The organism is Novosphingobium pokkalii, assembly GCF_014652855.1.
Taxonomy (GTDB): Bacteria; Pseudomonadota; Alphaproteobacteria; order Sphingomonadales; family Sphingomonadaceae; genus Novosphingobium; species Novosphingobium pokkalii.
The window spans coordinates 1-26,203 of sequence record NZ_BMZP01000017.1 but is presented as its reverse complement, the minus strand read 5'-3'; the positions used below and the strand labels follow the sequence as shown (position 1 = coordinate 26,203).

At 67.8% G+C, this 26,203-nt stretch carries 30 protein-coding genes; 13 read left to right on the top strand and 17 right to left on the bottom strand.

Translation table 11 applies throughout. The features are described from left to right. Positions 1 to 74 precede the first annotated feature (74 nt). Positions 75 to 629 (top strand): TspO/MBR family protein, encoded by a 555-nt coding sequence (locus tag IE191_RS15950; RefSeq protein ID WP_191325384.1) that lies wholly within the window; start codon positions 75 to 77, stop codon positions 627 to 629. A 101-nt stretch (positions 630 to 730) separates the two neighbouring features. After that, positions 731 to 1,003: an accessory factor UbiK family protein gene (locus tag IE191_RS15945; RefSeq protein ID WP_191325383.1), complete on the top strand. Its 273-nt coding sequence runs from the start codon at positions 731 to 733 to the stop codon at positions 1,001 to 1,003. A gap of 10 nt (positions 1,004 to 1,013) precedes the next feature. Here IE191_RS15945 and IE191_RS15940 read toward each other — a convergent pair whose 3' ends face one another. Next, positions 1,014 to 1,928 (bottom strand): LysR substrate-binding domain-containing protein, encoded by a 915-nt coding sequence (locus IE191_RS15940; RefSeq protein WP_191325382.1) that lies wholly within the window; start codon positions 1,926 to 1,928, stop codon positions 1,014 to 1,016. A 96-nt stretch (positions 1,929 to 2,024) separates the two neighbouring features. On the opposite strand from IE191_RS15940, the gene IE191_RS15935 reads away from it, so the two are divergent. From IE191_RS15935 to fghA, 7 genes are all read left to right on the top strand, one after another. Continuing rightward, on the top strand, positions 2,025 to 3,065 hold the full coding sequence (locus IE191_RS15935) for a DUF1338 domain-containing protein (RefSeq protein ID WP_229815493.1): 1,041 nt from the start codon (positions 2,025 to 2,027) through the stop codon (positions 3,063 to 3,065). 94 nt (positions 3,066 to 3,159) lie between these two features. Then, complete coding sequence (locus IE191_RS15930) at positions 3,160 to 4,380, top strand: aspartate aminotransferase family protein (RefSeq protein WP_229815491.1); 1,221 nt, start codon at positions 3,160 to 3,162, stop codon at positions 4,378 to 4,380. After that, complete coding sequence (gene astA, locus IE191_RS15925; RefSeq protein ID WP_191325381.1) at positions 4,380 to 5,390, top strand: arginine N-succinyltransferase; 1,011 nt, start codon at positions 4,380 to 4,382, stop codon at positions 5,388 to 5,390. The genes IE191_RS15930 and astA overlap by 1 nt, the downstream gene beginning before the upstream one ends. Positions 5,391 to 5,395: 5 nt before the next feature. After that, on the top strand, positions 5,396 to 6,805 hold the full coding sequence (gene astD, locus IE191_RS15920) for a succinylglutamate-semialdehyde dehydrogenase (protein WP_191325380.1): 1,410 nt from the start codon (positions 5,396 to 5,398) through the stop codon (positions 6,803 to 6,805). 63 nt (positions 6,806 to 6,868) lie between these two features. Beyond that, positions 6,869 to 9,472, top strand: a complete 2,604-nt coding sequence (locus IE191_RS15915) for an HWE histidine kinase domain-containing protein (protein WP_191325379.1) — start codon at positions 6,869 to 6,871, stop codon at positions 9,470 to 9,472. Between the two features lie 80 nt (positions 9,473 to 9,552). Continuing rightward, entirely contained in the window at positions 9,553 to 9,933 is a 381-nt protein-coding gene (locus tag IE191_RS15910) for a VOC family protein (RefSeq protein ID WP_191325378.1), read from the top strand. After that, positions 9,930 to 10,775 carry an S-formylglutathione hydrolase gene (gene fghA, locus IE191_RS15905; RefSeq protein ID WP_191325377.1) on the top strand — a complete coding sequence of 282 codons (846 nt, stop codon included), beginning with the start codon at positions 9,930 to 9,932 and terminating at the stop codon, positions 10,773 to 10,775. The genes IE191_RS15910 and fghA overlap by 4 nt, the downstream gene beginning before the upstream one ends. A gap of 51 nt (positions 10,776 to 10,826) precedes the next feature. Here fghA and nusB read toward each other — a convergent pair whose 3' ends face one another. The 3 genes from nusB to hisG are packed head-to-tail and all read right to left on the bottom strand — an operon-like array spanning position 10,827 to position 13,236. After that, positions 10,827 to 11,276: a transcription antitermination factor NusB gene (gene nusB / locus IE191_RS15900; RefSeq protein WP_191325376.1), complete on the bottom strand. Its 450-nt coding sequence runs from the start codon at positions 11,274 to 11,276 to the stop codon at positions 10,827 to 10,829. Next, positions 11,273 to 12,562, bottom strand: a complete 1,290-nt coding sequence (hisD, locus tag IE191_RS15895) for a histidinol dehydrogenase (protein WP_191325375.1) — start codon at positions 12,560 to 12,562, stop codon at positions 11,273 to 11,275. The genes nusB and hisD overlap by 4 nt, the downstream gene beginning before the upstream one ends. Further along, entirely contained in the window at positions 12,562 to 13,236 is a 675-nt protein-coding gene (gene hisG / locus IE191_RS15890) for an ATP phosphoribosyltransferase (protein ID WP_191325374.1), read from the bottom strand. The genes hisD and hisG overlap by 1 nt, the downstream gene beginning before the upstream one ends. A gap of 55 nt (positions 13,237 to 13,291) precedes the next feature. On the opposite strand from hisG, the gene IE191_RS15885 reads away from it, so the two are divergent. Next, the gene (locus IE191_RS15885; RefSeq protein WP_229815490.1) at positions 13,292 to 14,341 is read left to right on the top strand and encodes a DUF2332 domain-containing protein; all 1,050 of its coding nucleotides are present in this window, start codon (positions 13,292 to 13,294) and stop codon (positions 14,339 to 14,341) included. Here IE191_RS15885 and IE191_RS15880 read toward each other — a convergent pair. After that, positions 14,332 to 15,651: a low temperature requirement protein A gene (locus IE191_RS15880; RefSeq protein ID WP_191325372.1), complete on the bottom strand. Its 1,320-nt coding sequence runs from the start codon at positions 15,649 to 15,651 to the stop codon at positions 14,332 to 14,334. The two genes, IE191_RS15885 and IE191_RS15880, sit on opposite strands and share 10 nt — an antisense overlap. Beyond that, positions 15,648 to 15,920 (bottom strand): BolA family protein, encoded by a 273-nt coding sequence (locus IE191_RS15875; protein WP_191325371.1) that lies wholly within the window; start codon positions 15,918 to 15,920, stop codon positions 15,648 to 15,650. The genes IE191_RS15880 and IE191_RS15875 overlap by 4 nt, the downstream gene beginning before the upstream one ends. Positions 15,921 to 15,959: 39 nt before the next feature. Between IE191_RS15875 and IE191_RS15870 the strand changes: the two genes are divergently transcribed. Beyond that, the gene (locus tag IE191_RS15870) at positions 15,960 to 16,550 is read left to right on the top strand and encodes a J domain-containing protein (RefSeq protein ID WP_191325370.1); all 591 of its coding nucleotides are present in this window, start codon (positions 15,960 to 15,962) and stop codon (positions 16,548 to 16,550) included. 4 nt (positions 16,551 to 16,554) lie between these two features. On the opposite strand, the gene IE191_RS15865 is transcribed toward IE191_RS15870, so the two are convergent. From IE191_RS15865 to IE191_RS15835, 8 genes are all read right to left on the bottom strand, one after another. Then, the gene (locus tag IE191_RS15865) at positions 16,555 to 16,761 is read right to left on the bottom strand and encodes a hypothetical protein (RefSeq protein ID WP_191325369.1); all 207 of its coding nucleotides are present in this window, start codon (positions 16,759 to 16,761) and stop codon (positions 16,555 to 16,557) included. A 5-nt stretch (positions 16,762 to 16,766) separates the two neighbouring features. Further along, complete coding sequence (locus IE191_RS15860; protein ID WP_191325368.1) at positions 16,767 to 17,123, bottom strand: hypothetical protein; 357 nt, start codon at positions 17,121 to 17,123, stop codon at positions 16,767 to 16,769. Between the two features lie 158 nt (positions 17,124 to 17,281). Beyond that, positions 17,282 to 17,905 (bottom strand): calcium-binding protein, encoded by a 624-nt coding sequence (locus IE191_RS21260; protein ID WP_268249444.1) that lies wholly within the window; start codon positions 17,903 to 17,905, stop codon positions 17,282 to 17,284. A 339-nt stretch (positions 17,906 to 18,244) separates the two neighbouring features. Next, positions 18,245 to 19,366, bottom strand: a complete 1,122-nt coding sequence (locus IE191_RS15850; RefSeq protein WP_191325366.1) for an acyltransferase family protein — start codon at positions 19,364 to 19,366, stop codon at positions 18,245 to 18,247. A gap of 214 nt (positions 19,367 to 19,580) precedes the next feature. Then, on the bottom strand, positions 19,581 to 20,081 hold the full coding sequence (locus tag IE191_RS15845) for a GFA family protein (protein ID WP_191325365.1): 501 nt from the start codon (positions 20,079 to 20,081) through the stop codon (positions 19,581 to 19,583). Next, positions 20,078 to 20,335, bottom strand: coding sequence for a glutathione S-transferase C-terminal domain-containing protein (locus IE191_RS21315; RefSeq protein WP_308432925.1), 258 nt, complete (start codon positions 20,333 to 20,335; stop codon positions 20,078 to 20,080). Before IE191_RS21315 ends, IE191_RS15845 begins: the two co-directional genes overlap by 4 nt. 3 nt (positions 20,336 to 20,338) lie before the next feature. Continuing rightward, on the bottom strand, positions 20,339 to 20,698 hold the full coding sequence (locus IE191_RS21310) for a glutathione S-transferase (protein ID WP_308432923.1): 360 nt from the start codon (positions 20,696 to 20,698) through the stop codon (positions 20,339 to 20,341). A 29-nt stretch (positions 20,699 to 20,727) separates the two neighbouring features. Further along, positions 20,728 to 21,525, bottom strand: a complete 798-nt coding sequence (locus tag IE191_RS15835) for a VOC family protein (protein WP_191325364.1) — start codon at positions 21,523 to 21,525, stop codon at positions 20,728 to 20,730. Positions 21,526 to 21,718: 193 nt separating this feature from the next. Here IE191_RS15835 and cobS point away from each other — a divergent pair, with 193 nt between their 5' ends. Beyond that, on the top strand, positions 21,719 to 22,711 hold the full coding sequence (cobS, locus tag IE191_RS15830) for a cobaltochelatase subunit CobS (RefSeq protein ID WP_191325363.1): 993 nt from the start codon (positions 21,719 to 21,721) through the stop codon (positions 22,709 to 22,711). 163 nt (positions 22,712 to 22,874) lie between these two features. Here cobS and truA read toward each other — a convergent pair whose 3' ends face one another. Together truA and fmt are read right to left on the bottom strand one after the other, a co-directional pair. After that, complete coding sequence (gene truA, locus IE191_RS15825) at positions 22,875 to 23,624, bottom strand: tRNA pseudouridine(38-40) synthase TruA (protein WP_191325362.1); 750 nt, start codon at positions 23,622 to 23,624, stop codon at positions 22,875 to 22,877. Further along, the gene (gene fmt, locus IE191_RS15820) at positions 23,624 to 24,529 is read right to left on the bottom strand and encodes a methionyl-tRNA formyltransferase (protein WP_191325361.1); all 906 of its coding nucleotides are present in this window, start codon (positions 24,527 to 24,529) and stop codon (positions 23,624 to 23,626) included. Before fmt ends, truA begins: the two co-directional genes overlap by 1 nt. A gap of 50 nt (positions 24,530 to 24,579) precedes the next feature. Between fmt and recR the strand changes: the two genes are divergently transcribed. Beyond that, positions 24,580 to 25,173 carry a recombination mediator RecR gene (recR, locus tag IE191_RS15815; RefSeq protein WP_191325360.1) on the top strand — a complete coding sequence of 198 codons (594 nt, stop codon included), beginning with the start codon at positions 24,580 to 24,582 and terminating at the stop codon, positions 25,171 to 25,173. A gap of 110 nt (positions 25,174 to 25,283) precedes the next feature. Here recR and IE191_RS15810 read toward each other — a convergent pair whose 3' ends face one another. Continuing rightward, the gene (locus tag IE191_RS15810) at positions 25,284 to 26,087 is read right to left on the bottom strand and encodes a TrmH family RNA methyltransferase (protein ID WP_191325359.1); all 804 of its coding nucleotides are present in this window, start codon (positions 26,085 to 26,087) and stop codon (positions 25,284 to 25,286) included. Positions 26,088 to 26,203 lie beyond the last annotated feature (116 nt).

Genomic DNA, 26,203 nt, shown 5'->3' with positions numbered 1-26,203 from the left:
CGACACTTGCCATACCGGGCGGCGGAACCGGCCGCTTCGGAACCATTTGCTTGAGGCAGACGTAAAACCACACCATGCGTTATCTTGCTTCGCCCGCGCAGCTTCGTGCCAGCCTCATGCGCTGGTCCCTTTTCACCATTCCGCTGGTGTTGGGGCTCGGTTTCCTGTCCGGCCGCTCGGCCGGCAGCGGGCCGGACAACCCGTGGTTTGCCAACCTGGTCAAGCCGGCGCTGTTTCCACCCCCGGCCACGTTCGGCATCGTGTGGAGCGTGCTCTACCTGATGATGGGGCTGGCGCTGGCCATGGTCCTCTCCGCGCGCGGTGCGCCGGGCCGGCCGGGCGCGGTGGCGGCCTTCATCGTCCAGTTGCTGCTCAACCTGGCCTGGAGCCCGGTGTTCTTCGCGCTGCATCGCATGGTCGTGGCGCAGGGCATCATCCTGGCGCTGATCCCGCTGGTGGCGCTGACCCTGTTCCTGTTCCGGCGGGTGCGCCCGGCGGCGGGCTGGCTCCTGGCGCCTTACCTCGCTTGGGTATGCTTTGCCGCCGTGCTCAATTTCCAGTTCATCCAGGCCAATCCCGGTGCTGATGGTGCGGCTGCGCCGCAGGCGGCGGTGCGGGTGAACCTGTAAATCGCGCGACTCTGTGCGGGATTAAGTGGATTGGGCGCTTGCGGTTCGCGGGCGCCCGCACCATGTAGGCGGCCACACGTTCAACCCCAGGATGGGCCGCCATGCAGACCGAAAACCCGATGATCGCCGATTTCGTCAAGGTGCTGAACAGCGCTGCCGGTACGCTGGCCGGCCTGGGCCGCGAAGCGGGCGAAACCGCGCGCGAAAAGGCCCGCGAAGTGTTCGGCGGCTTCGACTTCGTCAGCCGCGAGGAGTTTGCCGCGGTCAAGGACATGGCCGCCGCCGCGCGCGAGGAAGTCGAAACGCTCAAGGCGCGCATCGCCGACCTCGAAGCGCGGCTCGCCGGGCAGGACGCCGGGCAGGGCCAGGCCTGAACACCAGGCATCACGGGGCGGCGCGCATCCCCTGTTCGCGCGCCGCGTCCACCAGCCAGTCGTGAAACTTGACCAGGCCGGGGTGGTCTCGCCAGTCCGGCCGCAGGACCAGGTAATACTGGCCCTCATCGACCAGGGCCGTGGCAAAGGGCGTGACCAGTGCGCCCGATTGCAGTTCCGGCTCGATCAGGAAGCGTGGCAGCAGCGCCGCGCCCGAGCCAGCCGCCGCCGCCTGCGCCAGCATCAGGAAATGCTCGAAGGTCGCGCCCTTGAGCGGTGGCAGGCCGTCGATGCCGGCCAGCGCGAACCAGCGGTTCCACGCGGTGCGGCGTGAAATCTGGAACAGCAGCGGCTTGCCCAGCAGATCGGCCGGCCGTTCCACCCGCTCTGCCGCCAGCCATGACGGGGCACAGGCCACCACCGCCTGCTCGGTGAACAGGGGCACCATCACTGCATCGTCCCAATCGGCCGCGCCAAAGTGGATCGCGGCGTCAAAGCGTTCCTCGCGCAGATCGAACGGAAACGAGCGCGCGGCAAAGTTCACCGTCAGTTCCGGATGCCGCGCGGTCAGGCCCGGCAGGCGCGGGGCCAGCCAGCGCATGCCGAAGCTGGGCAGGGTGGCGATCGTCAGGTCGCGGCGGCTGCCCCGGTCCATCGCCTTGGCGGTCGCCATGCGGATGCGGCGCAGCGCCGGCTCGATATCCTCGGCATAGGCGCGCCCGGCCTCGTTCAGCGTGACGCGGCGGCCGTGTCGCTGGAACAGCGGGGTCTGCAAGCTCTCTTCCAGCAGGGCGATCTGCCGGCTGACCGCGCTTTGCGTCAGGCCGAGCTGTTCCCCGGCGCGGGAGAAGCCGCCTTCGCGCGCGGCGGCCACGAAGCAGGCCAGCGCGGTCATCGAGGGGAGTTCACGGCGTGATTCGCTCATTCCAAAACCCGATCAACAGATGATGCTTCCCCGTTTTGAAGCGCCACTTTCCTAGCATAAATTGCGCTGCGGGACGATATTAGATCGAAAGGGCGCATGATGCCGAACTTGGCAACCATCGAACAAGGCGCGGGCGCAGACCTTGTCGAAAATGTCCTCGGGCACGAGGCTGCGACGAAGATTCGTGCGCTGGCCGCGCCGATGGTGCCGGTGGGTGGCCATGCCCCGGTCAATGGAGTCGATGCGCTGCGCTTTGCCGAGGCGCTCAATCTGGTCCTCTTTGCCGATCTGCTGAAGCGCGTTCCCGAAGGCGGCGAATATGTGGAGCAGTGCCAGCGCGAGGGCCGTCGCATCGTGCTCGACCATGGCGCCCTGCGCACCGTGGCCCTGCCGCAGGGCGCGCGTTGCGCCATGCCGAACGGGGTGGAGGCGTTCCGCCGCGTGCTCGAACCGCTCGGCTATGTCGAAGTGGGCGTCTATCCGCTGCCGCGCCTCAAGATGACCGGCCATGTCTGGTGCCATGCGCGCCTGCCCGAAACCATGCCGCAGTTCTTCGTCAGCGAACTGCATGTCGACCAGTTCTCGCCGGCCTTTGCCAAGGCGGCGGTGCGTGTGTTCGGCCCGGCGCTCGATCGCCTGGACGCCGCTACGGCGCAGGTGCTGGCGCGCTTTGCCGCCGGTGGCAGCGTGCCGCAGGAGGATGCTGCTGCTGCGCTCAAGGTGGTGATGACGCTGTTCGATCGCCAGCATCCCGTGCCGTTCGAAAGCGACTATGAGATCCTGCTGGCCGAAAGCGCGGAAGCCGCCTGGATTTCGACCGAGGGCAATGCCTTCAACCACGTGACCGACCGCGTGACCGACGTGGAAGCCACGGCACAAGGCGAGCGCGAAGCGGGCCGCAGCATCAAGGACAAGGTGGAAGTCTCCGCCTCCGGCCGGGTGCGCCAGACCGCCTTGCGCGCGGCGCAGGTCAAGCGTTCGTTCCGCGCCGCCGATGGCACGCTGACGGCGCAGACAGTGCCGGGCTCGTTCTTCGAGTTCATCACCCGCCGCGTCGATCCGGCCACCGGCAAGCTCGACCTCACCTTCGATAGCGGCAACGCCACGGGCATCTTCAAGATGACCGCCGCCGCCTGACGCCTTTGCCGCCCCCGCGCGCAACCGTGCGGGGGATGGCTCTTACCTGATCGCAACACAACACGCCGCACATCGATTGCGGGGAGAAATCGTCATGTCTGAAGCCCTGATGCCGCTCTATGCCCGTGCCCAGATCGAAGTGGAGCGTGGGGAAGGCGTGTGGCTGGAAGCGCGCGACGGGCGCCGCTTCCTGGATTGCGTGGCAGGCATTGCCACGTGCAGCCTGGGCCACGCCCATCCCGCGCTGGTCGCCGCGCTTACCGCGCAGGCGCACAAGCTGTGGCACGTATCCAACATCTTCCGCATTCCCGGCCAGGAGGCGCTGGCCGAAAAGTTGACCGGCGCGACCTTTGCCGACCTGGTCTATTTCGCCAATTCGGGGACGGAGGCGGTGGAAGCCGCGCTCAAGACCGCGCGCCGCTATCACCATGCCAAGGGCAATCCGGAACGGATCGACGTGATCGGCTTTGCCGGCTCGTTCCACGGCCGCACTTATGCCGCGATCAATGCCTCGGGCAATCCGACCTATCTCGAAGGGTTCGGCCCGCGCCTGCCCGGTTTCCACCAGATGACGATCGACGACATGCCCGCCCTGGCCGAGGCGATTGCCCGGCCGACCACGGCGGCAGTGATTGTCGAGCCGGTGCAGGGCGAAGGCGGCGCGCGGGCGCTGTCGGGCGAATTCCTGCTGGAACTGCGCCGCCTGACGCGCGAGGCCGGCGTGCTGCTGATCCACGACGAAGTGCAGAGCGGCATGGGCCGCACCGGCAAGCTGTTTGCCCACCAGTGGTTCCCCGGCGCGGAGCCCGACATCATGGCGATTGCCAAGGCGCTGGGCGGCGGCTTCCCGATTGGCGCCTGCCTGACCACCGCCGAAGCGGCGAGCGGCATGGTCACCGGCGTGCACGGCACCACCTTTGGTGGCAATCCGCTGGCCATGGCCGTGGGCCTGGCGGTGTTCGACGTGATTGCGCAAGACGCCACGCTGGCGCATGTTGCCGCGATGTCCGACCGTTTCTACACCGGCTTTGCCACACTGGCGGCGCGCTATCCCGATCAGATCGTGGAGACGCGCGGCAAGGGCCTGCTCATGGGCCTCAAGCTCCACGCCAACAACCGCGAAGTCATGGCGCTGGCGCGCGAGCATGGCCTGCTGGTGGCCGGCGGCGGCGAAAACTGCGTGCGCATGCTGCCTTCGCTGCTGATCACGGCGGCGGAAGTGGACGAAGCGCTGGCCCGGCTTGATGCGACGCTGGCCGACGCCCGTGCGCGCGGCTGGGGCAACGTGGCGGCCAGCCAGTCGGTGGCGGCCTGATGCTGGTGGTGCGGCCGGCGGGCCCGGCCGACATCGACGCCTTGCTCGATCTCGCGTTCCTGTCGGGCAAGGGCTTTACCAGCCTGCCCGAGGATCGCGCCGTGCTGGCCGAGCGGCTGGCGCTTTCCGCGCAAAGCTTTGCGCGCGAAGTGCCGCCGCAGCAGGCCTGGTACACGCTGATGCTGGAAGACAGCGAAACCGGCGGGATCGAGGGCGTGGCCGGGATCAAGGGCGCGGTCGGGCTGGACCGGCCGCACTTCTCGTTCCGGGTGATGACCCTCGCGCAATATTCCTCGGCCACGGGCACGCGGTTCGATCACCAGGCGCTGGTGCTGGTCAACGAATGCACCGGCGCCTCGGAAGTCGGCTCGCTGTTCTTGCGCCCGCGCAGGCGGCAGGGCGGGGCGGGCTCGCTGCTGGCGCGGGCGCGCTATGCCCTGATCGGCGCCAACCGCGATCTGTTTGCCGCCACCATCATGGCCGAGCTGCGCGGCTGGTTCGACGAGCGCGACGAGAGCCCGTTCTGGCACGGCATTTCCGCCAAGTTCTTCCGCCTGCCGTTCGAGGATGCGGACCGGATGATCACCGCCACTGACGGGCAGTTCATCCTCGACCTGGCGCCGCGCCATCCGATCTACCTGGAACTGGTCGATCCCGCCGCGCGAGAGGCCATTGCCAAGGTGCATCGCCACGGCGCGCGGGCGCTGGCCATGCTGGAGGACGAGGGCTTTACCCGTTCCGGCCTGATCGACATCTTTGACGGCGGCCCCACGGTGACCGCGCCGCGCGACCAGATCCGCACCGTCCGCAACGCGCGGACGCTGCCGGCCGCCGCCGGCGCAGTGGACTTGGCCGAAGGGGAGCGCCTGCATCTGGTGGCAACGCCGGGCTTGGCCACGTTCCGCGCCGTATTGACCCCGGCTCGCGTCGACGAAAAGGCGCTGGTCGTTCCCGAAGCAACCCTGGCCGCGCTGGGCACCCGCCCCGGCGAGCCGCTGATCGTGAGTTGATTGCCGTGACCCAAAGGCTCCAGTCGTTCGATCCGGCCCATGGCCGCCTGGTGTGGGAAGGCGATGTCGCCGATGCGGCTGCCTGCGGCGCTGCGCTGGACAAGGCCCATGCCGCCTTTACGGCCTGGGCGCGCACTCCGCTGGAAGAGCGCGTGGCCGTGGCCGAGCGCTATGCCGGCCTGGTCAAGGCCAGCCCGGCCCTGGCCGAGCTGATCGCCGCCGAAACCGGCAAGCTGCTGTGGGAAACCCGCACCGAGCAGGCCTCGATGGCCGGCAAGGTGGCGGTCTCGATTGCGGCGCAGGCCGAGCGCACCGGCTCGCGCAGCGCGGAGATGCCATTTGGCACGGCCACCTTGCGCCACCGCCCCCATGGCGTGATGGCCGTGCTGGGGCCGTACAATTTCCCCGGCCACTTGCCCAATGGCCATATCGTGCCGGCGCTGCTGGCCGGCAACACCGTGGTGTTCAAGCCTTCGGAACTGACCCCGGCCACTGGCGCGGCGATGATCGGCCTGTGGCGTGAAGCGGGCCTGCCCGACGGCGTGCTCAACATCGTGCAGGGCGGGCGCGAAACCGGCGAGGCGCTGCTGAAAGGGCGGATCGACGGGCTGTTGTTCACCGGTTCGGCCGCGGCCGGGCAGATTTTCCGCCGCCAATTTGCCGATCGGCCCGATGTGATCCTGGCGCTGGAACTGGGCGGCAACAATCCGCTGGTGGCCTGGGATGGCGATCCAGCAGCGGTGGCCAGCCTCATCGTGCATTCCGCTTTCGTTACCAGCGGCCAGCGCTGTTCGTGCGCGCGGCGGCTGATCCTGCCCGAGGGTGCCTGGGGCGATGCGGTGATCGAAGCGCTGGTCGATCTGGCCCGTCGCCTGCCGATCGCGGCGTGGGATGAACCGGGCGAAGCGTTCATGGGGCCGCTGGTGGGCGATGTGCAAGCGCGCGCCGCGCGGGGGGCCGTGGCCGAACTAGTGGCCGCCGGCGCCCGGCCGATCCTGGCCGAAGCGGCGCAGGAGGGGCGGCGCGAGGCGTTCTTCGCACCGGTGATCGTGGATGTGACCGGCCTGACCGTGCCCGATCGCGAAGTCTTTGCCCCGGTGCTGAGCGTGCGCCGCGTGGGTGATTTTGCCGCGGCCGTGGCCAGCGCCAATGACACGGCGTTCGGCCTTTCGGCGGGCCTGATCACTGCCGATCCGGCCTTGTGGGAGGAATTCCGCCTGTTCGTGCGCGCCGGGGTGGTCAACTGGAACCGCCCCACCACCGGGGCGGCGGCCAACATGCCGTTCGGCGGGCTGGGCGAGAGCGGCAACCACCGCCCGAGCGCCTATTACGCCGCCGATTATTGCGCCTGGCCGATGGCGAGTTTCGAAGCCCCGGCAATCTCCGCCCAGCCCGTGCCGGGCTTGCCTGCGTGAAAATGAACAGGGTGCCGAATTTTTCGGCACCTTTTTTTCGTGGGCGCGTTACTGCCTGCACGAATGACCCAGAAAACTGAATCGAGCGGCCAGGTTCCCGTCGAGCGGGCGGAAGCCTTTGCCGTGGATCTCAGCAATTGCGATCGCGAGCCGATCCACATTCTGGGCATCATCCAGCCTTTCGGCTTTCTTGTTGCGGTCACGCCAGACTGGATGGTGGCGCGCGTATCGCAGAACTTGGCCGACTTTACCGGCACGAGTGCGCAGGACGCGCTCGGGCAGCCGCTGTCGTTCCTGTTCGAGCGGGAAGCTATTCACACCATCCGCAATCGCCTGACCACGCTGCGCGGGCCGGACGCCGTAGAGCGCATCTTTTCCGTGCCGCTGCTGGCCGGGCGCCCGCCGTTCGACGTCGCGGTGCATTTTGCCGGGCGCGAGATCGTGATCGAGGCCGAACCGGCGGCGGTCGAGCCACTGGAGGCGACTTCGGTGGTGCGCAGCATGATCGCGCGGCTGCAACAGGTAGACGGCCTGCCCGCGTTCCTGCGCGAAGGCGCGCGGCAGGTGCGCGCGATCACCGGTTTCGACCGCGTCATGGTCTATCGCTTCGATGCGCAGGAATCGGGCGAAGTGGTGGCCGAATCCGTGCGCCATGGCATCGACAGCTTCCTGGGCCTGCATTACCCGGCCAGCGACATTCCCGCGCAGGCGCGGCAACTCTATCTGCGCAACACCTTTCGCGTGATTGCCGATGTGGGGGCAACGCCCGTGCCGCTGGTGCCGCAGCGCGATCCCGATGGGGTGCTGCTGGACCAATCGCTGTCGGTGCTGCGCGCGGTTTCGCCGATCCATATCGAATATCTGCACAACATGGGCGTCTGCGCGTCGCTGTCGATCTCGATCGTCGTCGGCGGCAAGCTGTGGGGGCTGTTTGCCTGCCACCACTATGCGCCGCGCTTGCCCAACATGGCAGCGCGCAGTGCGGCCGAGCTGTTTGGCCAGATGTTTTCGCTGATGCTCGACGCGCGCGAAAATGCCCAAGCCCGCGAATACGAAGCGCGCGGCCGCGCCGTGACCGATCGCCTGCTCGCCACCGTGGCGCAGGACAACGACCTGCTCGACAATCCGCAGTGGCTGGCCGACGTGATCGGCGACGCGATCCCCGCTGACGGCATTGGCGTGCACGTGCGCGGGCAAACCTCGCTGGTGGGGCTGACGCCCGATGCAGGGCAGTTCGATGCCATCGTGCGCCTGCTCAATCGTGTCTCTTCAGGCCAGGTCTTTGCCAGCGAGACGATCGCGGCGCTGCTGCCCGAGGCGGCCGCCCACGCCGATGTCGCAGCGGGCATGCTGGCCATTCCGCTCTCGCGGGAACCGCGCGACTACATCGTGCTGTTCCGCGCCGAGCGGCTTCGCGAGGTACGCTGGGGCGGCAAGCCGGAAAAGGAAATCGTCCATGGTCCCAACGGCCCGCGCCTGACGCCGCGCAAGAGCTTCGAGGCCTGGGCCGAGCTGGTCAAGGGCACCAGCCAACCGTTCACCCCGGCCGAGCGCCGCGTGGCCGAGGCGCTGCGCGTGGGCATGCTCGAAGTGTTGGTGCGCTTGGCCGAAACCGCCGGGGCGGAGCGCGCCCGCGCATCGGAACGGCAGGAACTGCTGATCGCCGAACTCAACCACCGCGTGCGCAACATTCTCTCGCTGATCCGCGGCCTGATCGCCCAGACCCGCGACGGTGCCGCCGATGTCACCGGGTTCATTGCCACCCTCGATGATCGCATCCGCTCGCTCGCCCGCGCGCATGACCAGATCACGGCCGATCGCTGGGGGCCGGCGCGCCTAGCTGATCTGGTCGAAGTGGAAGCGGGCGCCTATCTGCGCGCGCAGTCCGAACGGGTGGTGGCGCAGGGCGAAAACGTGCTGCTCTATCCCACCGCCTATGTCACCATCGCCCTGGTGATCCACGAATTGATGACCAATGCGGTCAAGTATGGCGCGCTGGCGGGCGAGGGCACGGTGCATATCTCGTGGCAGCGCGATGCGGGCGGTGGTCTGACGCTGGATTGGCAGGAGCAGGATGGCCCGCCGGTGGCGCCTCCCACCCGGCGCGGGTTTGGCAGCACGATCATCGAGCGTTCGATCCCCTATGATCTGGGTGGCACGGCGGAAATCGCCTATCACCCGGCCGGCGTGCATGCACGCTTTACCATGCCCGAACACTGCGTGGCGGGCGTCACCGCAGCGCGGCACAGCGGGCCGGTTCCGATCAGCCTGGGCGGCGCGACCACGCCGCTCGACGGGTGCGACGTGCTGCTGGTGGAAGACAGCATGATCATTGCCCTGGATGGCGAGGACGCGCTGCGCGAACTGGGCGCCGCTTCGGTCAGCACGGCGCCCACGGTGCGCGATGCCTTGCGTCTGCTGGATCAGCAGGCGTTTGCCTTTGCCCTGCTCGATTTCAACCTGGGCGTGGACACCAGCGCGCCGGTGGCCGACCGGCTGACCGAACTGGGCGTGCCGTTTGCCTTTGCCACCGGCTATGGCGAGGGGATCGGCGCAGAGCGCTGGCCCGGGGTTCCGGTGATCAACAAGCCCTATGGTCTCAAGGAACTGCGCGTGGCGGTGAGCCAGGGGCAGGCAGTCGCGCCATCGTCCCACGCGGGCACTTGACCGCCGGGGCAGGGGGCGGGCACACCCCGCCTGTCGCGGTGCATCGGGCACCGCCATCACCTCCGGGAGACGAGACGCCCATGTTCAGCCACCTGATGATCGGCACGAACGATATCGATCGCGCCAAGACGTTCTACGACGCCACTTTTGCCGCGTTTGGCGGGCCGAAGGGCTTCATCGATCCCAAGGGGCGGCTGATCTACCTGCACAACGGCGGCATCTTCATTCTCACCAAGCCGATCGATGGCGAACCGGCCACGTGCGCCAATGGCTTTACCGTGGGCTTTGCGATGACGCCCGAGCAGGCCGACGCCTGGCACGCCGCCGGCCTCGCCAACGGTGGGGCGCCGTGCGAAGACCCGCCGGGCGTGCGCAAGGGCAGCCCCTATTACCTCGCCTATCTGCGTGATCCCGATGGCCACAAGATCTGCGCCCTGCACAACTATGGCGAAGTGCAATGACGCTGGAAACCGTCTCCACCAGCAAGGCGCATGGCGGCGTGCTGGGCGTGTACAAGCACGCCTCCACTGCCACGGCCACGCCGATGACCTTTTCCGTGTTCGTGCCGCCGCAGGCACAGGCCGGGGCCAAGCTGCCGGTGCTGCTCTATCTCTCGGGGCTGACCTGCACCCATGCCAATGTCACCGACAAGGGCGAATACCGCCGCCTCTGCGCGGAACTGGGCCTGGTCTTCGTGGCGCCCGATACCTCGCCGCGTGGCGAGGATGTGGCCGACGATCCGGCTGGCGCCTATGACTTTGGCCTGGGTGCGGGGTTCTATGTCAACGCCACGCAGGAACCCTATGCGGCGCATTACCGCATGTGGGACTATGTTGCGCAGGAACTGCCCGCGCTGCTCGCCGCGCATTTCCCGGTGGACCTGGCGCGCATGGGCATCACCGGCCATTCGATGGGCGGACATGGCGCGCTGACGCTGGGGCTGACCTATCCCGAGACGTTCAAGTCGCTGTCTGCCTTCGCGCCGATCGTGGCGCCGGGGCAGGTGCCCTGGGGGCACAAGGCGCTGGGCGGCTATCTGGGCGAAGATCGCGCCGCCTGGCGCGCGCACGATGCCACTGCGCTGGTGGAAGACGGCAAGCGCCCGGCGGGTGCAATCCTGATCGACCAGGGCGAGGCCGATGGCTTCCTGGCTGAACAGTTGCGCCCGGAACTGTTCGCGCAGGCCTGCAACGCGGCGGGCGTGGACCTGACCCTGCGCCTGCAACCGGGCTATGACCACAGCTACAATTTCATTTCCACGTTCATGGACGACCATCTGCGCTGGCACGCAGAGCGGCTGTAAAGGACAGCTCCCTGCCATCGGTCCAGCGCCGGTGGCAGGGACGCCTGCTGCTTACTTGCGCACATCCTTGGCCACGGCGTCGAGCACGCCGTTGGCAAACTTGGCTTCGCGCGCATCGAAGAAGGCGTGGGCCACGTCGAGGTATTCGCTGATCACCGTGCCCACCGCGATGTCGGTGCGGGCGAGCAGCTCATAAGCGCCGCAGCGCAGGATCTGGAGCATGGTCTTGTCGAGCCGGGCCAGCGACCAGCCCTGCGCCAGGCGCGCCTGGAGCAGGCCGTCGATCTCGTCACGGCGGGCGAGCACGCCCTTGACCACGTCGTCGAAGAATTCGACGTCGGCCGCGGCATATTCCACGTCCTCGATCTCTGCGCCCAGGCGGTGCTGGTGAAACTCGTCGAGCAGGAAGCGCAGTTCGGTGCCTTCCATTTCAACCTGGTAGAGCGCCTGGACGGCAGCCAGCCGCGCGGCAGAGCGGGCCTGGCCCTTGATGTTCGTCATATTCCCAATCTCAGTTCGATGGAGCGGGCGTGGGCGGAAAGCCCCTCCGCATCGGCCAGCGCGATGGCCGCCGGGCCGACCGCGCCGATGGAAGCATCGCTCACTGCAATGAAGCTGGTGCGCTTCATGAAGTCGAGCACGGAAAGCCCCGAGGAAAACCGCGCACGGCGCCCGGTGGGCAGCACGTGGTTGGGCCCGGCGACATAGTCGCCGATCGCCTCGGGCGTCATGCGGCCCAGGAACACCGAGCCGGCATGGCGAATCTGGGCAAACAGGGCATCGGGATCGTCGGTGGCGATCTCCACATGCTCGGCCGCGAGGGCATTGGCGAGCGCGGGCGCCTCGTCCAGCGAGCGCACCACGATCACCGTGCCATGCGCGTCCCAACTGGCCTTGGCCACACGCGCGGTGGGCAGCATGGCGATCTCGACGCCGACCATGTCCACCACCTGATCGGCAAAGGCGGCATCGTCGGTGATCAGGATCGATTGCGCGGCGGGATCGTGCTCGGCCTGGCTGAGCAGGTCGGCCGCGATCCACTGCGGATCGTTCTTGGCATCGGCGATCACCAGGATTTCCGAGGGGCCGGCCACCATGTCGATCCCGACCACGCCATAGAGCTGGCGCTTGGCTTCGGCCACCCAGGCATTGCCGGGGCCGGTGATCACGTCCACCGGGCGGATCGTCTTGGTGCCATAGGCCAGTGCGGCCACGGCCTGCGCCCCGCCCACGCGCCACACTTCGTCCACCCCGGCAAGGTGCGCGGCAGCGAGCACCAGCGGATTGACTTCACCCTTGGGCGTGGGCGTGGTGACGACCAGGCGTTCCACTCCGGCGACCTTGGCCGGAATGGCGTTCATCAACAGCGAGGAGGGATAGGCGGCGCGGCCACCGGGAACATAGAGCCCCGCGCCATCGACCGCGCGCCACTTGGCCCCCAGGCGCACGCCGGCCGCGTCGGTATAGTCGCGGTCCTGCGGCAGTTGCGCCTCGTGATAGGTGCGGATGCGCTGTGCGGCCAGTTCCAGCGCGGCGCGCAAATCGGGCGCCAGCGCGTCGAACGCCTCGCGGCAGGCGGCCGGGTCGATCTTCCAGCCGTCGGCCGCCGGCAAGTGGCCGTCGAAGCGCTGGGTATATTCGGCCAGGGCCTCGTCGCCACGCAGGCGCACGTCCTCGATGATCGTCTGCACGTCGCGGCTGACGTTCTCGTCGCTTTCGCGGCGGTCCTTGACCAGGCGCGCAAAGCGGGTGGCGAAATCCGGGTCGGTCGTCTTGAGGCGAAGCATCAGGCGGCGGCCTTTCGTGCGGCAACGTGCGTGCGGAACGCATCTATCAGCGCGCCCAGGCGGGCGCTGTCGGTCTTGAGCGCGGCGCGGTTGACGATCAGCCGCGCCGAGATCTGCATGATCTGGCTGGTTTCGACCAGGCCGTTTTCCTTGAGCGTGCGGCCCGACGAGACGAGATCGACGATGCGGCTGGCCAGGCCCAGCGACGGCGCCAGTTCCATCGCGCCGTTCAGCTTCACCACTTCGGCCTGCACGCCCATCTTCTCGAAATGGCGGCGGGTGAGGTTGGGATACTTGGTGGCAACGCGGGCATGGCTTTCGCGCGCGCTGCCGCCATCGCCGGTCCCGCCCACTGGCTCTGCCACCGACAGCCGGCAATGGCCGATGTCGAGGTCTACCGGGGCATAGAGATCGGCATAGTCGAATTCGTCGATCACGTCGGAGCCGACGATGCCGGCCTGCGCGGCGCCATGGGCCACGAACGTGGCGACATCGAACGCACGCACGCGGATCAGCGTCACGTCGGGCCGGCTGGTGGCAAAAGACAAGGCGCGCGAGGACTTGTCGAAGAACGCAGCCTCGGGCACCACACCGGCTTGGTCCAGCAGGGGCAGCGCTTCATCGAGGATGCGGCCCTTGGGCAGGGCGAAAACGAGCGGGGTGGCGGTGGTCATGACGCCTTCGCCCCTATGGCAAGCGCGGGAAAAGGGCAACCTCATGGCGTCGATCATGGATATCGCTTCCGTCGAACAGGCGATCACCTGGCAGGCGGACCACGCCACCCAGAACGGCGCCCCGGCCACCGGCCGCGTGGTGCGCGCGCAATTGCCGCTGCTGACGGGCGGCGGCGCGATCGGCGCGCGCATGGCGGCCTGGCCCGGCAAGCCGCTGGAAGACGCGCTGCCGCTACGCCTGACCGGCGGCTTGCACAACCTGGTGCTGACCGGCGCCGACACGCGGCTGGCCGCAGTCTATCGCGGCGCATTGACCGACCAGCACGCCATCGATGCCCTGGTCGCCGATCTTGCCGAGCGCTTTGCGGCCCGGCTGATGCCCTGGCTCGACGGTCCACCGCAGACCAACGAGGCGGGGCGGTCTGCCTCGATCATGGCCGGGCTGCTGTGGCTGGCAGAGCGGGTGGGGCCGCGCTTCGTGCTGCACGAGCTAGGCGCGAGCGCGGGCGTCAACACGATGATGGACCGCTTTGCCTTCGATCTGGGCGGCACCCGCGCCGGCCCTGCCGATTCGCCGCTGAGGGTGGCGCCGGAATGGCGCGGCACCGGCCGGCCACCGCAGGTGGCGGTGGAGGTGCTGGCCATTGCGGGATGCGATCGCGCGCCGATCGACCTGGCCGACCCTGCCCAGGCGCTGCGCCTCAAGAGCTATGTCTGGGCGGAAATGACCGAGCGCCTGGCCCGGCTCGACGCGGCAGTGGCCCTGGCGCAGGCTAGGCGACCCGACGTGGTGGCGATGGACGCGGCGGACTATGTCGAGGCCGTGCTGGCGGCGCCGCAGCCCGAGGACAGCACGCGGGTGATCTATCATTCGATCGTCTGGCAATATCTGCCGCCCGCCACCCAGGCGCGCATCATCGCCGCGATCGAGGCGGCAGGGCAACGCGCCAGCGCCGGGCAGCGGCTGGCGTGGCTGACGCTGGAGACCAACCGCGCCACGTTCCGCCATGAACTGACCGTGCGGCACTGGCCCGGTGACGGCGTGCCGGTGCGCCTTGCCGCCGCGCATGCCCATGGCGCCTGGGTGGAGTGGCTTCAACCCTGAGCGTCACCCTGCGACGAGCCGTGGCTGGCGCCGTGGCGATGGTAGGATGCCCATTCCCACACCGCCACCACCAGCAGGGCGAGCACTGTGGCGCCCACGAACACCGGCGCGGGCATCGGCAAGGCGAGGCCCAGCGCGGACAGCGCCAGCAGCAGGCCGCCGCCGATCCAGTGGGACAGCGGGAAGTTGCCGTGCGGGCTCGACGGGCGCTTGAACAGCCCGGTGCCCGCCAGGAACACCAGCAGACCGCCCGCTTGCGTGGCGATCAGTGGCAAGCCGGCCGGGGCCAGCGGATGCTCCAGCAACAGGGCATCGGCCACGGCGGTGATGACGATGCCGCCCACGATCGGCATGTGCAGATAGGTGTAGACGCTGCGCGCCACGCGGCCGGGTTCCGCATGCTGGGCGATGTGGCGCGCGCCGCGTTCGGCGCCAAGATCGAAATAGATCCACCACATCAGCGCCGATCCGGCAAAGGCCAGCACGAAGACCGTGGTGCGGGCCAGATCGGCGGTTTCCTCGGCAAAGCTGGAGCCGGTGACCACCACGCCTTCACCCAGCGCGATGATGATGAACAAGGCGCAGCGCTCGGCCAGGTGGCTGCCCGAGATATCCCAGTCCTCCGGCCTGGAGCGCCCCAGGCCCGGCGTGGCAAAGCCCAGGAACGGGCCGCCGTAATCCACCACCAGCGCCAGCGCCCACAGCGCCAGCCGGGCCATCGGCGCGTCGACCAGCGCGCCGCCCAGCCACAAGGGCGCGGAGGCGACAAACCACAGGGTAATGCGGATCATGTTGCGCGCGCCGCTACCCCGCCAGCCGCCGCGCTGGCTCTTGGCCATGGCCCAGGCCACGAAGCCGCTGCGCCCGACCTGCACCGCCACATAACAGGCCGCGAACAACACCGCATCGCCACGCCCGCCCGGCGCGAAGGCGCGTGGCATGGCCACGGCCATGCCCAGGCTGGCCAGCATCGCGAACAGCAGCATGATCCGCACCGGGCCGCGCTCGGGATTGGTCCAGTTGGCCGCCCACGCCGTGAACATCCACGCCCACCACACCGCCAGGAACAGCACCAGCGCTTCGGCCAGGCCGGCCGGGTCCATGTGATGCAACACGTGGTGGGAAAGCTGGGTTACGGCAAAGACGTAGACCAGATCGAAGAACAGTTCGAGATAGCTGACCGGGGCATGGCCGCCTTCGTGATTGCGCAAGAGCGAGGCGGGCGCAGGGACGCCATCGGTTTCTGCCTTGGGCGCGGGTTTGCCGGCTTCGGCAATGGCTTCGGCCTCCGCCTTGGCTTGCTCGCTCATTCGCCGGGGGCGCGGGCGCGAATGGCCAGGGCGTGAACCCGCTGGCCCGGCAGATCGCCCAGCGCCTGGTTGACCAGCCGCTGGCGCTGGAGGCGCGAAACCCCGGCAAAGGCGGCGCTCTCGATTTCCACGGTGAAGTGCGATTCGCCGGTGCCGTCATCGCCCAGATGGCCGCTGTGGCTGGCCGAATCGTTGATCACCGCCAGATGCGTGGGGGCGAAGGCGTCCACAAGTTTACGTTCGATTTCCTGGGCGATCGGGCCTGTCATGTCTTTCCTTTCGGGCTGGCAGCCACCATGTGCAATGGCGTGAAGCATGACAAGTTCCATGGCCGCGTCACGGATACCGGGCGCCTGTGCAGTGCCCCGGGGTGCGACGCCCCGGGGGAATTCCGTGCGCCCGGCGTGCGCCCATCGGGGTTTGACGGCCCTGGCGACTATCGCTGGTTCTGCCTCGATCACATTCGCGCATTCAATGCCGGCTACGATTTCTTCGACGGCATGAGCATGGACGAGATCCTGGCCGCGCAATCGCCGCTGGCGGGGTGGGATACCCATAGCCGCGCGTTTCGGCCCGATGCCGGGATCGACCAGGCGCCGCGCTGGGCTGATTTCGCCGATCCGCTCGAAGCGATCGCCCAGCGCGCCCGTGCCCGCAAGATGGATCACCAGGCGGCGCAGGATGCCGCCCGGCGCGGCCTGTCACCCGAAGACCGCGCCGCCTATGAAGCGCTGGGCCTGGGTTTCGACGCGGATCGCCACGCCCTGCGCCGCCGCTATGCCGATCTGGTGCGCCGCTATCACCCCGATCGCAACGGCGGCGACCGCAGCCTGGAAGGCAAGCTCCAGCGCGTGGTGGCCGCTTACGACCATTTGCGCCAGTCAGCGGCGTTCCGGTAAAGCGTCAATCCGGTGCCTGGTGGGCCACTTCGATCATCGAGGGGCCGCCGGCCACGGGGGTGAGCCAGACGGCGAGATCGGCGCCGATCAGGAAGGCCATGCCCAGCATCAGTGCGGGGCGCTTGCGTTCGCCCCGCCGCCAGAAAAAGATTGCGCCGCCGACCAGCGCAATGGTGGCCAGCATCAGCAGCGAAAGTACGGTGTCCATCATCGGGTTTAGCCGAACAGGCCCTTGGCAATGCCGGCAATGTCGTTGATCGGGTTGCCATCGCCATCCCGGTCGAGGAACTTGCCGACCTGGCCCAGCGCATCGGGATGCTGGCTGAGCATCGCGGCAAACTGCGACAGCGCGCCTTCGCCACCGATATGGCCCACGATCTGTTGCAGCACGCTGGCATCCAGCCCGGAATTGGCGGCGGCGGTCTCGATCGTGTCGCCCTTGGCCTGGTGACCGGCGGCGAGCGCGGCAATGGCCGTTTCGGCCTGGGCGGGATCGATGCCCAGCTTGGCGGCCATGTTCTTGACGTCCACCGCGCCGCTGACCTGACCCAGGATGCTGTCGAACACGCTCATCGCCTTGATCCCCTGATGCAGACCGCCGATGCGGCGGCCTGCATCACCGATAGCGCGCCCGGCGGCACCGGCGCCACAAAAAACGCTCTGCCGTGGCAAGCCAGGGCAGAGCGCGAGGGGACACGCGACCGGGGCAGGGTGGCCCCGGTGCGGGACGATCAGATGGCGACGGTATCGTCGGCGATGATGTGGCTGAGCGTCAGCGCCTGCTGATGGCCCATGGCATCGTTGAGGATGAACGTGGTGCCATCAAAGCCGCTGGTGTTGACGAAGTAGCTGCCCAGCGTGGGGTTCGCCTTGAGGTACGCGGCCAGCTTGTTCACATCGTCCTGCGAATCGATATAGGCGGAACCGGTGCCCTTCACGGTCAGGCCGATGGCATTGAAGATGGTGTCGAAGCCGGTGATCCGCACGACGTCGTGCTCGGCAAAGTTGAGGTCTTCCACCGTCACCCACTGGTACACCGTGCCAACGCCGTGGCCGCCGGTAAAGTCGAAAGCGGAAAAGCCTTCGCCCGAGCGGAACACGAACTGGTCGGCGCCCGCGCCGCCGGTCAGCCCGTCCTTGCCGCCACCGCCCTTGAGGATGTCGTTGCCATCGCCGCCATAGATCGCGTCGTTGCCGCCACCACCATAAAGGGTGTCGTTGCCGTCGCCGCCGCTGATGATGTTATTGCCCGAACCACCGGTGACTACGTCGTCGCCGCCACCGGCGTTGACGATGTTGTTGCCCTTGGGCGCGGCGATGGTGTCGGCGCCGCTGGTGCCATTGATCACTGCCATGTTCATTCTCCTTCGTTCCGCCGTCGTGCGGAAAGTTGTTCCACAAGTATTTTTCGAGGATACCTTGTGGTCGGGAAGAACTGACACGTTCCTCGGCCACGCAAGTCACGATTGCGACCAGACTTGTCTTATTGGGTAATTGCGAGATCACCTTGGCCTGCAAGGCTTGAATCAGTGCCTGCCTTGCGGAAACTATAACGCCATATTGCTGTGCAGCGTGCCCGTGTTTCCCATTCATATTGGCTGTTTCGTGCCATAACCGTGAGAAGACGGGTTCAATCTGGACCAAGTTTGGCGGTCAACGTTCGGTCGCTGCTCCTCCCTATTGTGCGCTGCGCTTCAACCATGGCGAATGGCTGCGGGACGGGGTGAGGGCCGGCCAGCCTGGTCGAGCCAGCGCGTCAGTGCGGCGCGGCACGGCTCGTCGATGCGGGTCAGCACCAGCCATGCCGCCAGCAGCAGCGGTGGCACCAGCGCCATTCCCCACAGCCCTAGCGGCGCGCCGTGCATCAGGCGCTTGGCCGCACCGGCAACGATGGCCAGCAGCGGAACGTGAATGCCGTAAAGCGGATAGGAGATGCGCCCCAGCCAGGCCCCGCCCGGCACTGCGGCATGGCGCCCGGCCGCCACCGCAAGGATCAGCACGCAGGGCAGGAAGACCATCGCCAGAAACAGCGTCCAGGCCAGCCGCTGGACCGGCAGGGCCAGGGCATAGACCAGCGCGAGGGCCGCGATCGGCGCGACGATCCAGGCCATGGTGGGCAGGGCCGCGCGCAAGCGATGCAGCAGCAATCCGACGCCAAAGCCGAAACATACCCGCGCCAGCCCGCCATCGAGCGAGGACGCCTGCCACCCCATGTCCAGCGTGCCATGGCGCACGGCGCAGGCCATCACCGCCAGGGCCGAAAGCGCCACGAGCAGGGCAAGCACCGGTGTGCTCCGCCGCACGAGAAAGGCGGCCCAGGCCAGGTTGGCGACGATTTCGAAGAACAGCGACCATAGCGGGCCATTGGCGGGAAACAGTTCCCAGCCCGTGGCCGGGCCATGCCACAGTTTGGGCAGGATCAGAAGGTTGAGCGCATTGCCCAGCAGGATCTGGTCCAGCGGGTCTGACCGCTCTGGCGCGACGAGGCAGCGGGCCAGGAGATAGAGCCCACCCAGCGCTGCCCCCAGGACGGCCACCGGCGCCATGCGCACCAGTCGGCGCCGGGCAAAGCCGGTCCAATCCATTCCGCCGCTTGCACCGGGCTGGCCAAGACGCGCTTCATAGGCTTCGGCCAGAACGAAGCCGCTGAGCATGAAGAAGAAATCGACCGCGAGATAGCCGTTGGGAAACAATTGCACGCCCGTGGCGCGCGTGCCGATGTGGAACAGGCAGACGGCGAGGGCGGCGATGCCCCGCAGTTCATCGAGCAGGGCAAAGTGCCCGCCGTATCCGGCCTGCCGTCTTGCCATGTTCATGCGCCTGTGCCCCCTTGGCCGCCGGTTGGAACCGGTGGTGCGTCTGCCCGAAATGCTGCGCCGCGATATCGCGGTGCACCGCAAGGGCAGGGCATGCGCAATCGTGACTAACGCATCATTAACCAAACTGCTCGTGAGGACTCATAAGGATCATTACTTAGGGCAAGCCGCAATTGCCAATTGTCATAGAAAATATCGTTAATACAATACGTTGTTAAACTATGCGTGCGCGCAGGGCGGCCAGTCGCGCCGCGCCTTCCGCGCCATAGATCAGGGGTATGTCGCGTCCACCGTAAAACGCTTCGAAAGCCGGAATGCCGGTAGGCAGGGTAATCCAGGGCAGACGGGTGCGCGTGTAGATGTGGACGTGCGGCGCGCACAGCGCAGGCGAATCGAGCGTACCGGTGCGAACGAATGCGGCCTTTTCGTCCATGCTGCCGTAATGGCTCCACACGGCACCCTGGCATTCGTTGCAGCGCAGAATGGTCTGCCCCCGCCCGCTGGGCGTTGGGTGCGAAACCGGCAGCACGGTGCCGGCCAGCAAGGCCAGGCGATCGGTCTCGATCACGGCGTTGATGGCAAAGGCACTGCCGGTCAGCCGCTGGCAATCCCGGCAATGACAGGCATGTACCACATAGGGTGCGCTCACCATGGCAAAGCGCACCGCGTCGCACGGGCAGGCGCCGGTGGCAAAGGGCGCGTCGGGTGTTTTCATGGCGCCACGTGTTGGTCCAGCAGCGCCTGGTCGATGGCTTTGCCCTTGCGATAGGCCGGGCGCGCGCGGCAACGCTCCGCATAGGCGGCCAGGGCTGCCCGCGCGGGCAGGGTGCCGAACGTCAGCCCCCAATCGACTTGCGCGCCAACCAGCACGTCGGCCATGGTAAAGCGTTCGCCACAGACCCATTCGGTGGCGGCAAGATGCTGTTCGAGCGCGCCAACGGCTCGCTCGAAGCTGCCGAAACCGACCATGCCCTAGCGCTTGGGCGGAACCTCCCATCCCATCGCCTGCGCTACGATCGCCTGTTCCAGCGGGCCTGTGGCAAAGAACAGCCAGCGATAGTAGGCCGCACTTTCCTCTGGGGTAGGGGCCAGCGCAGTGCCTTGCGCCAGATAGGCGGCGATCGCGCCGCATTCGGTGATCACGCGATCGCCTTCGGCAGCGTGGTGTATCAGCGTGGGCACCTTGTTCATCGCGTTGGCAGCAAGCAGGGCAGGGGGGCGATCGGCCCAGTCGATCACCACGGCGTGATAATCGGCGCCCGCTTCGTGCAGCGCCCAGCGGGCGATCTGGCCGCGCGACATGGGATGGGTGTAGAGCGTGTAGTCGGCCATGGCTGGTTCTCCGTCGGGAGCGTAGCGGGTCAGATCGGCTTGCGGGAGACGAGCCCGAAGAAGGCGCCGGCGGGATCGCGGGCCTGCACCATGCGGTCTTCGCCCGGCACATCGTGCACCGGGCTTTCCAGCGTGCCGCCCAGCGCCGTCACCGCTTGGGCGGCGCGTTCCACATCGTCCACGCGGAAATAGGTGCGCCAGGCGATCGGTGCCTCGGCGCTGGGCTGGGCCATCATCGCGCCGACCGGGCCTTGCAGCGGATGGGAAACGAACTGGTAGTCGCCCAGTGGCCCCATCGGCATGGTATCGGGATAGGTGAAGCCGAAATGGCGCGCGTAGAAATCCCGCGCGGCTGGCAGATCGGCGGTGAGCAGTTCGTTCCATGTGACCGCCTGCGGCAGGTCCATGGCAAAGACCGGCTGTGGCGGGGTGGCCTGTCCCGGCGGCGGGGTCGGATCGATCAGGTAGAACGGCGCGCCCCATGGATCGGTGACCATCGCGAAGGTGCCTTCGGCAATCGTCTGCGATGGCCTCAGGGTGTGGCCGCCGTCTGCCGCGATCGCCGCCACGGTGGCCGGCACGCTGTCGACCATCAGGTAGGGCAACCAGCACGGGCGAGCGCCGGCCTCGACCATGGCCGGGTGCAGCACCAGCATGCCGCCCTGGCCAGCGCCGTCGGCGCGGTGGATGTGCCGATAGTCGATCGCGCCCGCCTCGTGCCCGGGCGCGCCTTCGATGGTCCAGCCGATCACGCCTTGGTAGAAGGCGCGCACGGCCTCCGGCGCGTCGGTCATCACCTCGTACCACACGAACAGGCCCTGGGGCATGGCAGCTCTCTCCCGCGGGGCGAGCCCCGCTTTGCCAGGCAAGCGATTCGCCCGGATTATGGGCCGCAGTATAGCAGTTTGTCGGTCCACGCCCCACTGCCACCACGCCCGATCCAGCGAAAAGCCGACCGGACCAAAGAGGCATGCCAAAGCATGTTGCGGCGCGGCGCACACGCGGATAGGCAGGGAAGTGATGAGCGACACTTCCAATCTTGTGGCCCAGCCCGGTGCCACCACCGCCCTGCCCGCGCCCGACACCCAGGTTTCGGTGCGCGAGGTGTTCGGCATCGACATCGACATGACGGTGCCGGCCTTTTCCGTGGCCGACGAGCGTGTGCCCGACACCGATGACAACTATGTCTTCGATCCCGACACCACGCTCGCCATCCTTGCCGGCTTTGCCCACAACCGCCGCGTGATGGTGCAGGGCTATCACGGCACCGGCAAGTCGACGCATATCGAGCAGGTTGCCGCGCGCCTGAAGTGGCCCTGCGTGCGCATCAACCTCGACGCGCACATCAGCCGTATCGACCTGATCGGCCGTGATGCCATCGTCCTGCGCGATGGCCTGCAAGTGACCGAATTCCGCGAAGGCCTGCTGCCCTGGGCGCTCCAGACGCCGACCGCGCTGGTGTTCGACGAATACGACGCCGGGCGCCCCGACGTGATGTTCGTGATCCAGCGCGTGCTGGAAACCGAAGGCAAGCTGACCCTGCTCGACCAGAACCGGGTGATTCGCCCCAATCCTTTCTTCCGCCTGTTCGCCACGGCCAACACCGTGGGCCTGGGCGATACCTCGGGCCTCTATCACGGCACGCAGGCGATCAACCAGGGCCAGATGGACCGCTGGAACCTGGTCGTGGCGCTCAACTATCTGCCCGCCGAGACCGAGATCGACGTCGTCGCCAAGAAGGTGCAGGGCCTGGATGCGCAAGTGATCGCGCAGATGGTCCGTGTCGCCGACCTGACGCGCAAGGGCTTCATGGCCGGGGACATCTCCACGGTGATGAGCCCGCGCACGGTGATCAGCTGGGCGCAGAACAGCCAGATCTTCAACGATGTCGGCTTTGCCTTCCGCCTTTCGTTCCTCAACAAGTGCGACGAGGCCGAGCGCGTACTGGTCGCCGAATACTATCAGCGCGTGTTTGGCCGCGATCTGCCGGAAAGCGTTGCGCACAAGGCTTGATGTGCAAGCATTTCTCCCCTCCTCTTCAGAGGAGGGGTTGGGGGTGGTGCGAAGCCTTGCGCAAGGTATCCACCACCCCCCGACCCCCTCCTCTGAAGAGGAGGGGGAGTGTGTTGGGTTTTCCGTTCTGGCTGAGCTTGTCGAAGCCCTCCTCGGCAACGCCTCAATTGTCCCCCGGGTAGACCGCCTTCACGAAATAGAGCCCCTCAGGCGGGGCGTTGTGGCCCAGTTTCTGGCGGTCGCGGGCGTGGAGCGCGGCGACGAGGTCGGCGCGGGTCCAGTGGCCCTGGCCGATCAGGCCCAGGCATCCTACCATTGATCGGACCTGGTGATGCAGGAAGCTGCGCGCGGCGGCTTCGATGATCACCATGTCGCCCTCGCGCCGCACGTCGAGCCGGTCGAGCGTCTTGACCGGGCTGGCGGCCTGGCAATGGACCGAGCGGAACGTGGTGAAATCGTGGTGTCCGACCAGTTCCTGCGCCGCTTCATGCATGGCGGCCGCGTCGAGCGGGCGGGCGATCCGCCAGGCGCGCCCGGCATCGAGCGTCAGTGGCGCGCGGCGGTTGGCGATGCGGTATTCATAGGCGCGGCCCAGGCACGAGAAGCGCGCATGCCAATCATCGGGCACCAGCCGGCAGTCGAGCACGGCGATCGGATCGGGCTTCAACCGCGCGTTGAGCGCTTCGGACAGGCGGAACGGATCGAAGGCGCGTTCCACGTCGATATGCGCGCGCATGCCCAGCGCATGAACGCCGGTGTCGGTGCGCCCGGCGGCGTGGAGCGTGACGGCATGGCCCACCACGCTCTGCGCGGCCTCTTCCAACGATTGCTGGACCGAGGGGCCATGCGATTGGCGTTGCAGGCCCATGAACGGGCCGCCATCGAATTCCAGCGTGAGGGCGTAGCGGGGCATCAGGCCAGCACCGTGCCGGCCGGAATGGCGCGGCCGCGCAGCAGGGCGGCGGTGTCCATCGCCGGGCGCCCGGCGCGCTGAACGGTGAGCGGGCGCAGCGCGCCTTGCCCGCAGGCAATCGTCAGCGCATCGTCAAGCACGGTGCCGGGCGTGCCGCTGCCATCGGCGACGGCTGCGGCAAGCACGCGAAAGCGTTCGCCTTCCAGCTCGAAGAACGCGCCGGGCGCCGGGGCAAAGGCCCGCACCTGCCGTTCGGCCTGCTCGGCGCTCTGGCTGAAATCGAGGCGGCTTTCGGCCTTGTCGATCTTGGCGGCATAGGTGACCCCGGCTTCAGGCTGCACTTCGGGCGCAAAGCTGGGCAGGTCGGCGAGCACGCGGATCATCAGGTCAGCGCCCAGCGTGGCGAGTTCGGTGGTCAGGTCTCCGGCGGTCTTGCCTGCCACGGGCGTGGCCACGGTCGCCAGCATCGGACCGGTATCGAGCCCGCGCTCCATCTGCATGATGGTGATGCCGGTGTGCACGTCTCCGGCCAGGATGGCGCGCTGCACCGGCGCCGCGCCGCGCCAGCGCGGCAGCAGCGAGCCGTGGACGTTGAGGCAGCCCTGTGCCGGGGCCGAGAGGATCGCCTGGGGCAGGAGCAGGCCATAGGCGGCGACCACCGCCACATCGGCGCCATGGGCGGCAAACATGGCCTGTTCCTCGGCGCCTTTGAGGCTCACCGGCGTGAACACCGGCAGTCCGTGCCGTTCGGCCGCCAGGTGCACCGGGCTGGGTTGCAGCTTCTTGCCCCGGCCCGCCGGGCGCGGCGGCTGGCTGTAGACGGCGACAACCTGATGTCCGGCGGCCACCAGCGCATCGAGCGTGGGCACGGCAAATTCGGGTGTGCCCATGAAGACAACACGCATCGCGCAATGGGTCCTTTTCCAATCCTGCGCGCGGCCCTATCTGTCGCGCCATGGCATCGCAAGAGATCGAGGCGCTGGCGAGCGCACTGGCCCGTCTGCCCGGCCTTGGCCCCCGCTCTGCGCGGCGGGCCGTGCTGTGGCTGATCAAGCGCCGGGAAAGCGCGCTGCCGCAATTGCTGGCCGCGCTCGACACCGTGCGCCAGAACCTGGTGGAATGCCGGACCTGCGGCAACGTGGACACCACCGACCCGTGCGGCATCTGCGCCGATCCGCGCCGCGATGCCCGCGCGCTCTGCGTGGTGGAGGATGTGGCAGATCTCTGGGCGCTCGATCGCGCGCGGCTGTTCACCGGGCGCTATCATGTGCTCGGCGGGCGGCTCTCGGCGCTGGAGGGGGTGCGGCCCGAAGACCTGACGATCGCCCGCCTGCTCGAACGGGTGCAGGCCGGGGGGATCGACGAAGTGGTGCTGGCGATGAACGCCACGCTGGAGGGCCAGACCACCGCGCACTACATCGCCGAACGCCTGGAAGACCTGCCGGTGCGGGTGACGCAACTGGCCCACGGCCTGCCGGTGGGTGGCGAGCTGGACTACATGGACGAAGGCACGCTGGCCCAGGCCTTGCGCGCGCGGCGGCCGGTTTGATTTTGCGCCTGTTGCGCGGGGCCCTTCGACAGGCTCAGGGCGAACGGGGGCGGGGAATTTTTCCGTGAATTCCGTTCGGGCTGAGCTTGTCGAAGCCCCCTGCGCCAGGCTCAGCCCTCCAACGTCGCCAGCACCTCGTAAGCCAGCACCGCACCGGCCACGGCGGCGTTGAGGCTGTCGGCGCGGCCTTTCATCGGCATGGTCACGCGCAAGTCGCAGGCCAGTTCATAGTCTTCGGGCAGGCCGCGCGATTCGTTGCCAACCATGACGAAGCAGGGCGCGGCATAGGCGGCGCCGCGATAGGGCACGGCATCGCGTAGCGAGGCGGCGACGAGCTGGCCCTCTGCGCGCCGCAGCCAGGGCAGGAATTCGTCCCAACGCGCTTGCGCCAGCCCTTGCGTGAAGATGGCGCCCATGCTGGCGCGCACTGCCTCCACCGAAAAGGGATCGACGCAATCGTCGAGCAGGATCAGCCCGCCTGCGCCCACGGCATCGGCCGTGCGCAGCATCGTGCCGAGGTTGCCCGGATCGCGCATGGCCTGGGCCACCAGCCACAGCGGGGCGGCGGCGCGGTCGATCTGGTCCAGCCCGGTGTCCCATTCGGCAAAGACCCCGGCCACGGCCTGCGGGTTATCCTTGCCGGTCACCTTGGCAAGGATATCTACCGGCAGTTCGATCACGTCGCCACCGACGGCGGACACGGCCTGTTCCAGTTCGGCCAGCAGCGGATGGGCCTCGCGCCCCTGGGCCATCAGCAGGATTTCCGGCAGGCGCCCGCCGGCGCGCGCATCGGTCAGCAGGCGCAGGCCTTCGGCCAGGAAGCGCTGCTCGCGCTTGCGGTGCTTCTTGTCGCGCAAGCTGCGCACGAACTTGACGGTGGGGTTGGAAAACCCGGTGATGACGCGACGGGACATGGTTTCGGCCATGCGTCAGCACGCCGCGATGGGCAAGGGCTTCAGAGGTTGTTTGGAAATCCGGCTTCGCCGGATTTGCGGCACCGGCCCGCTCCCCCACCCGACCTCCCATAGGG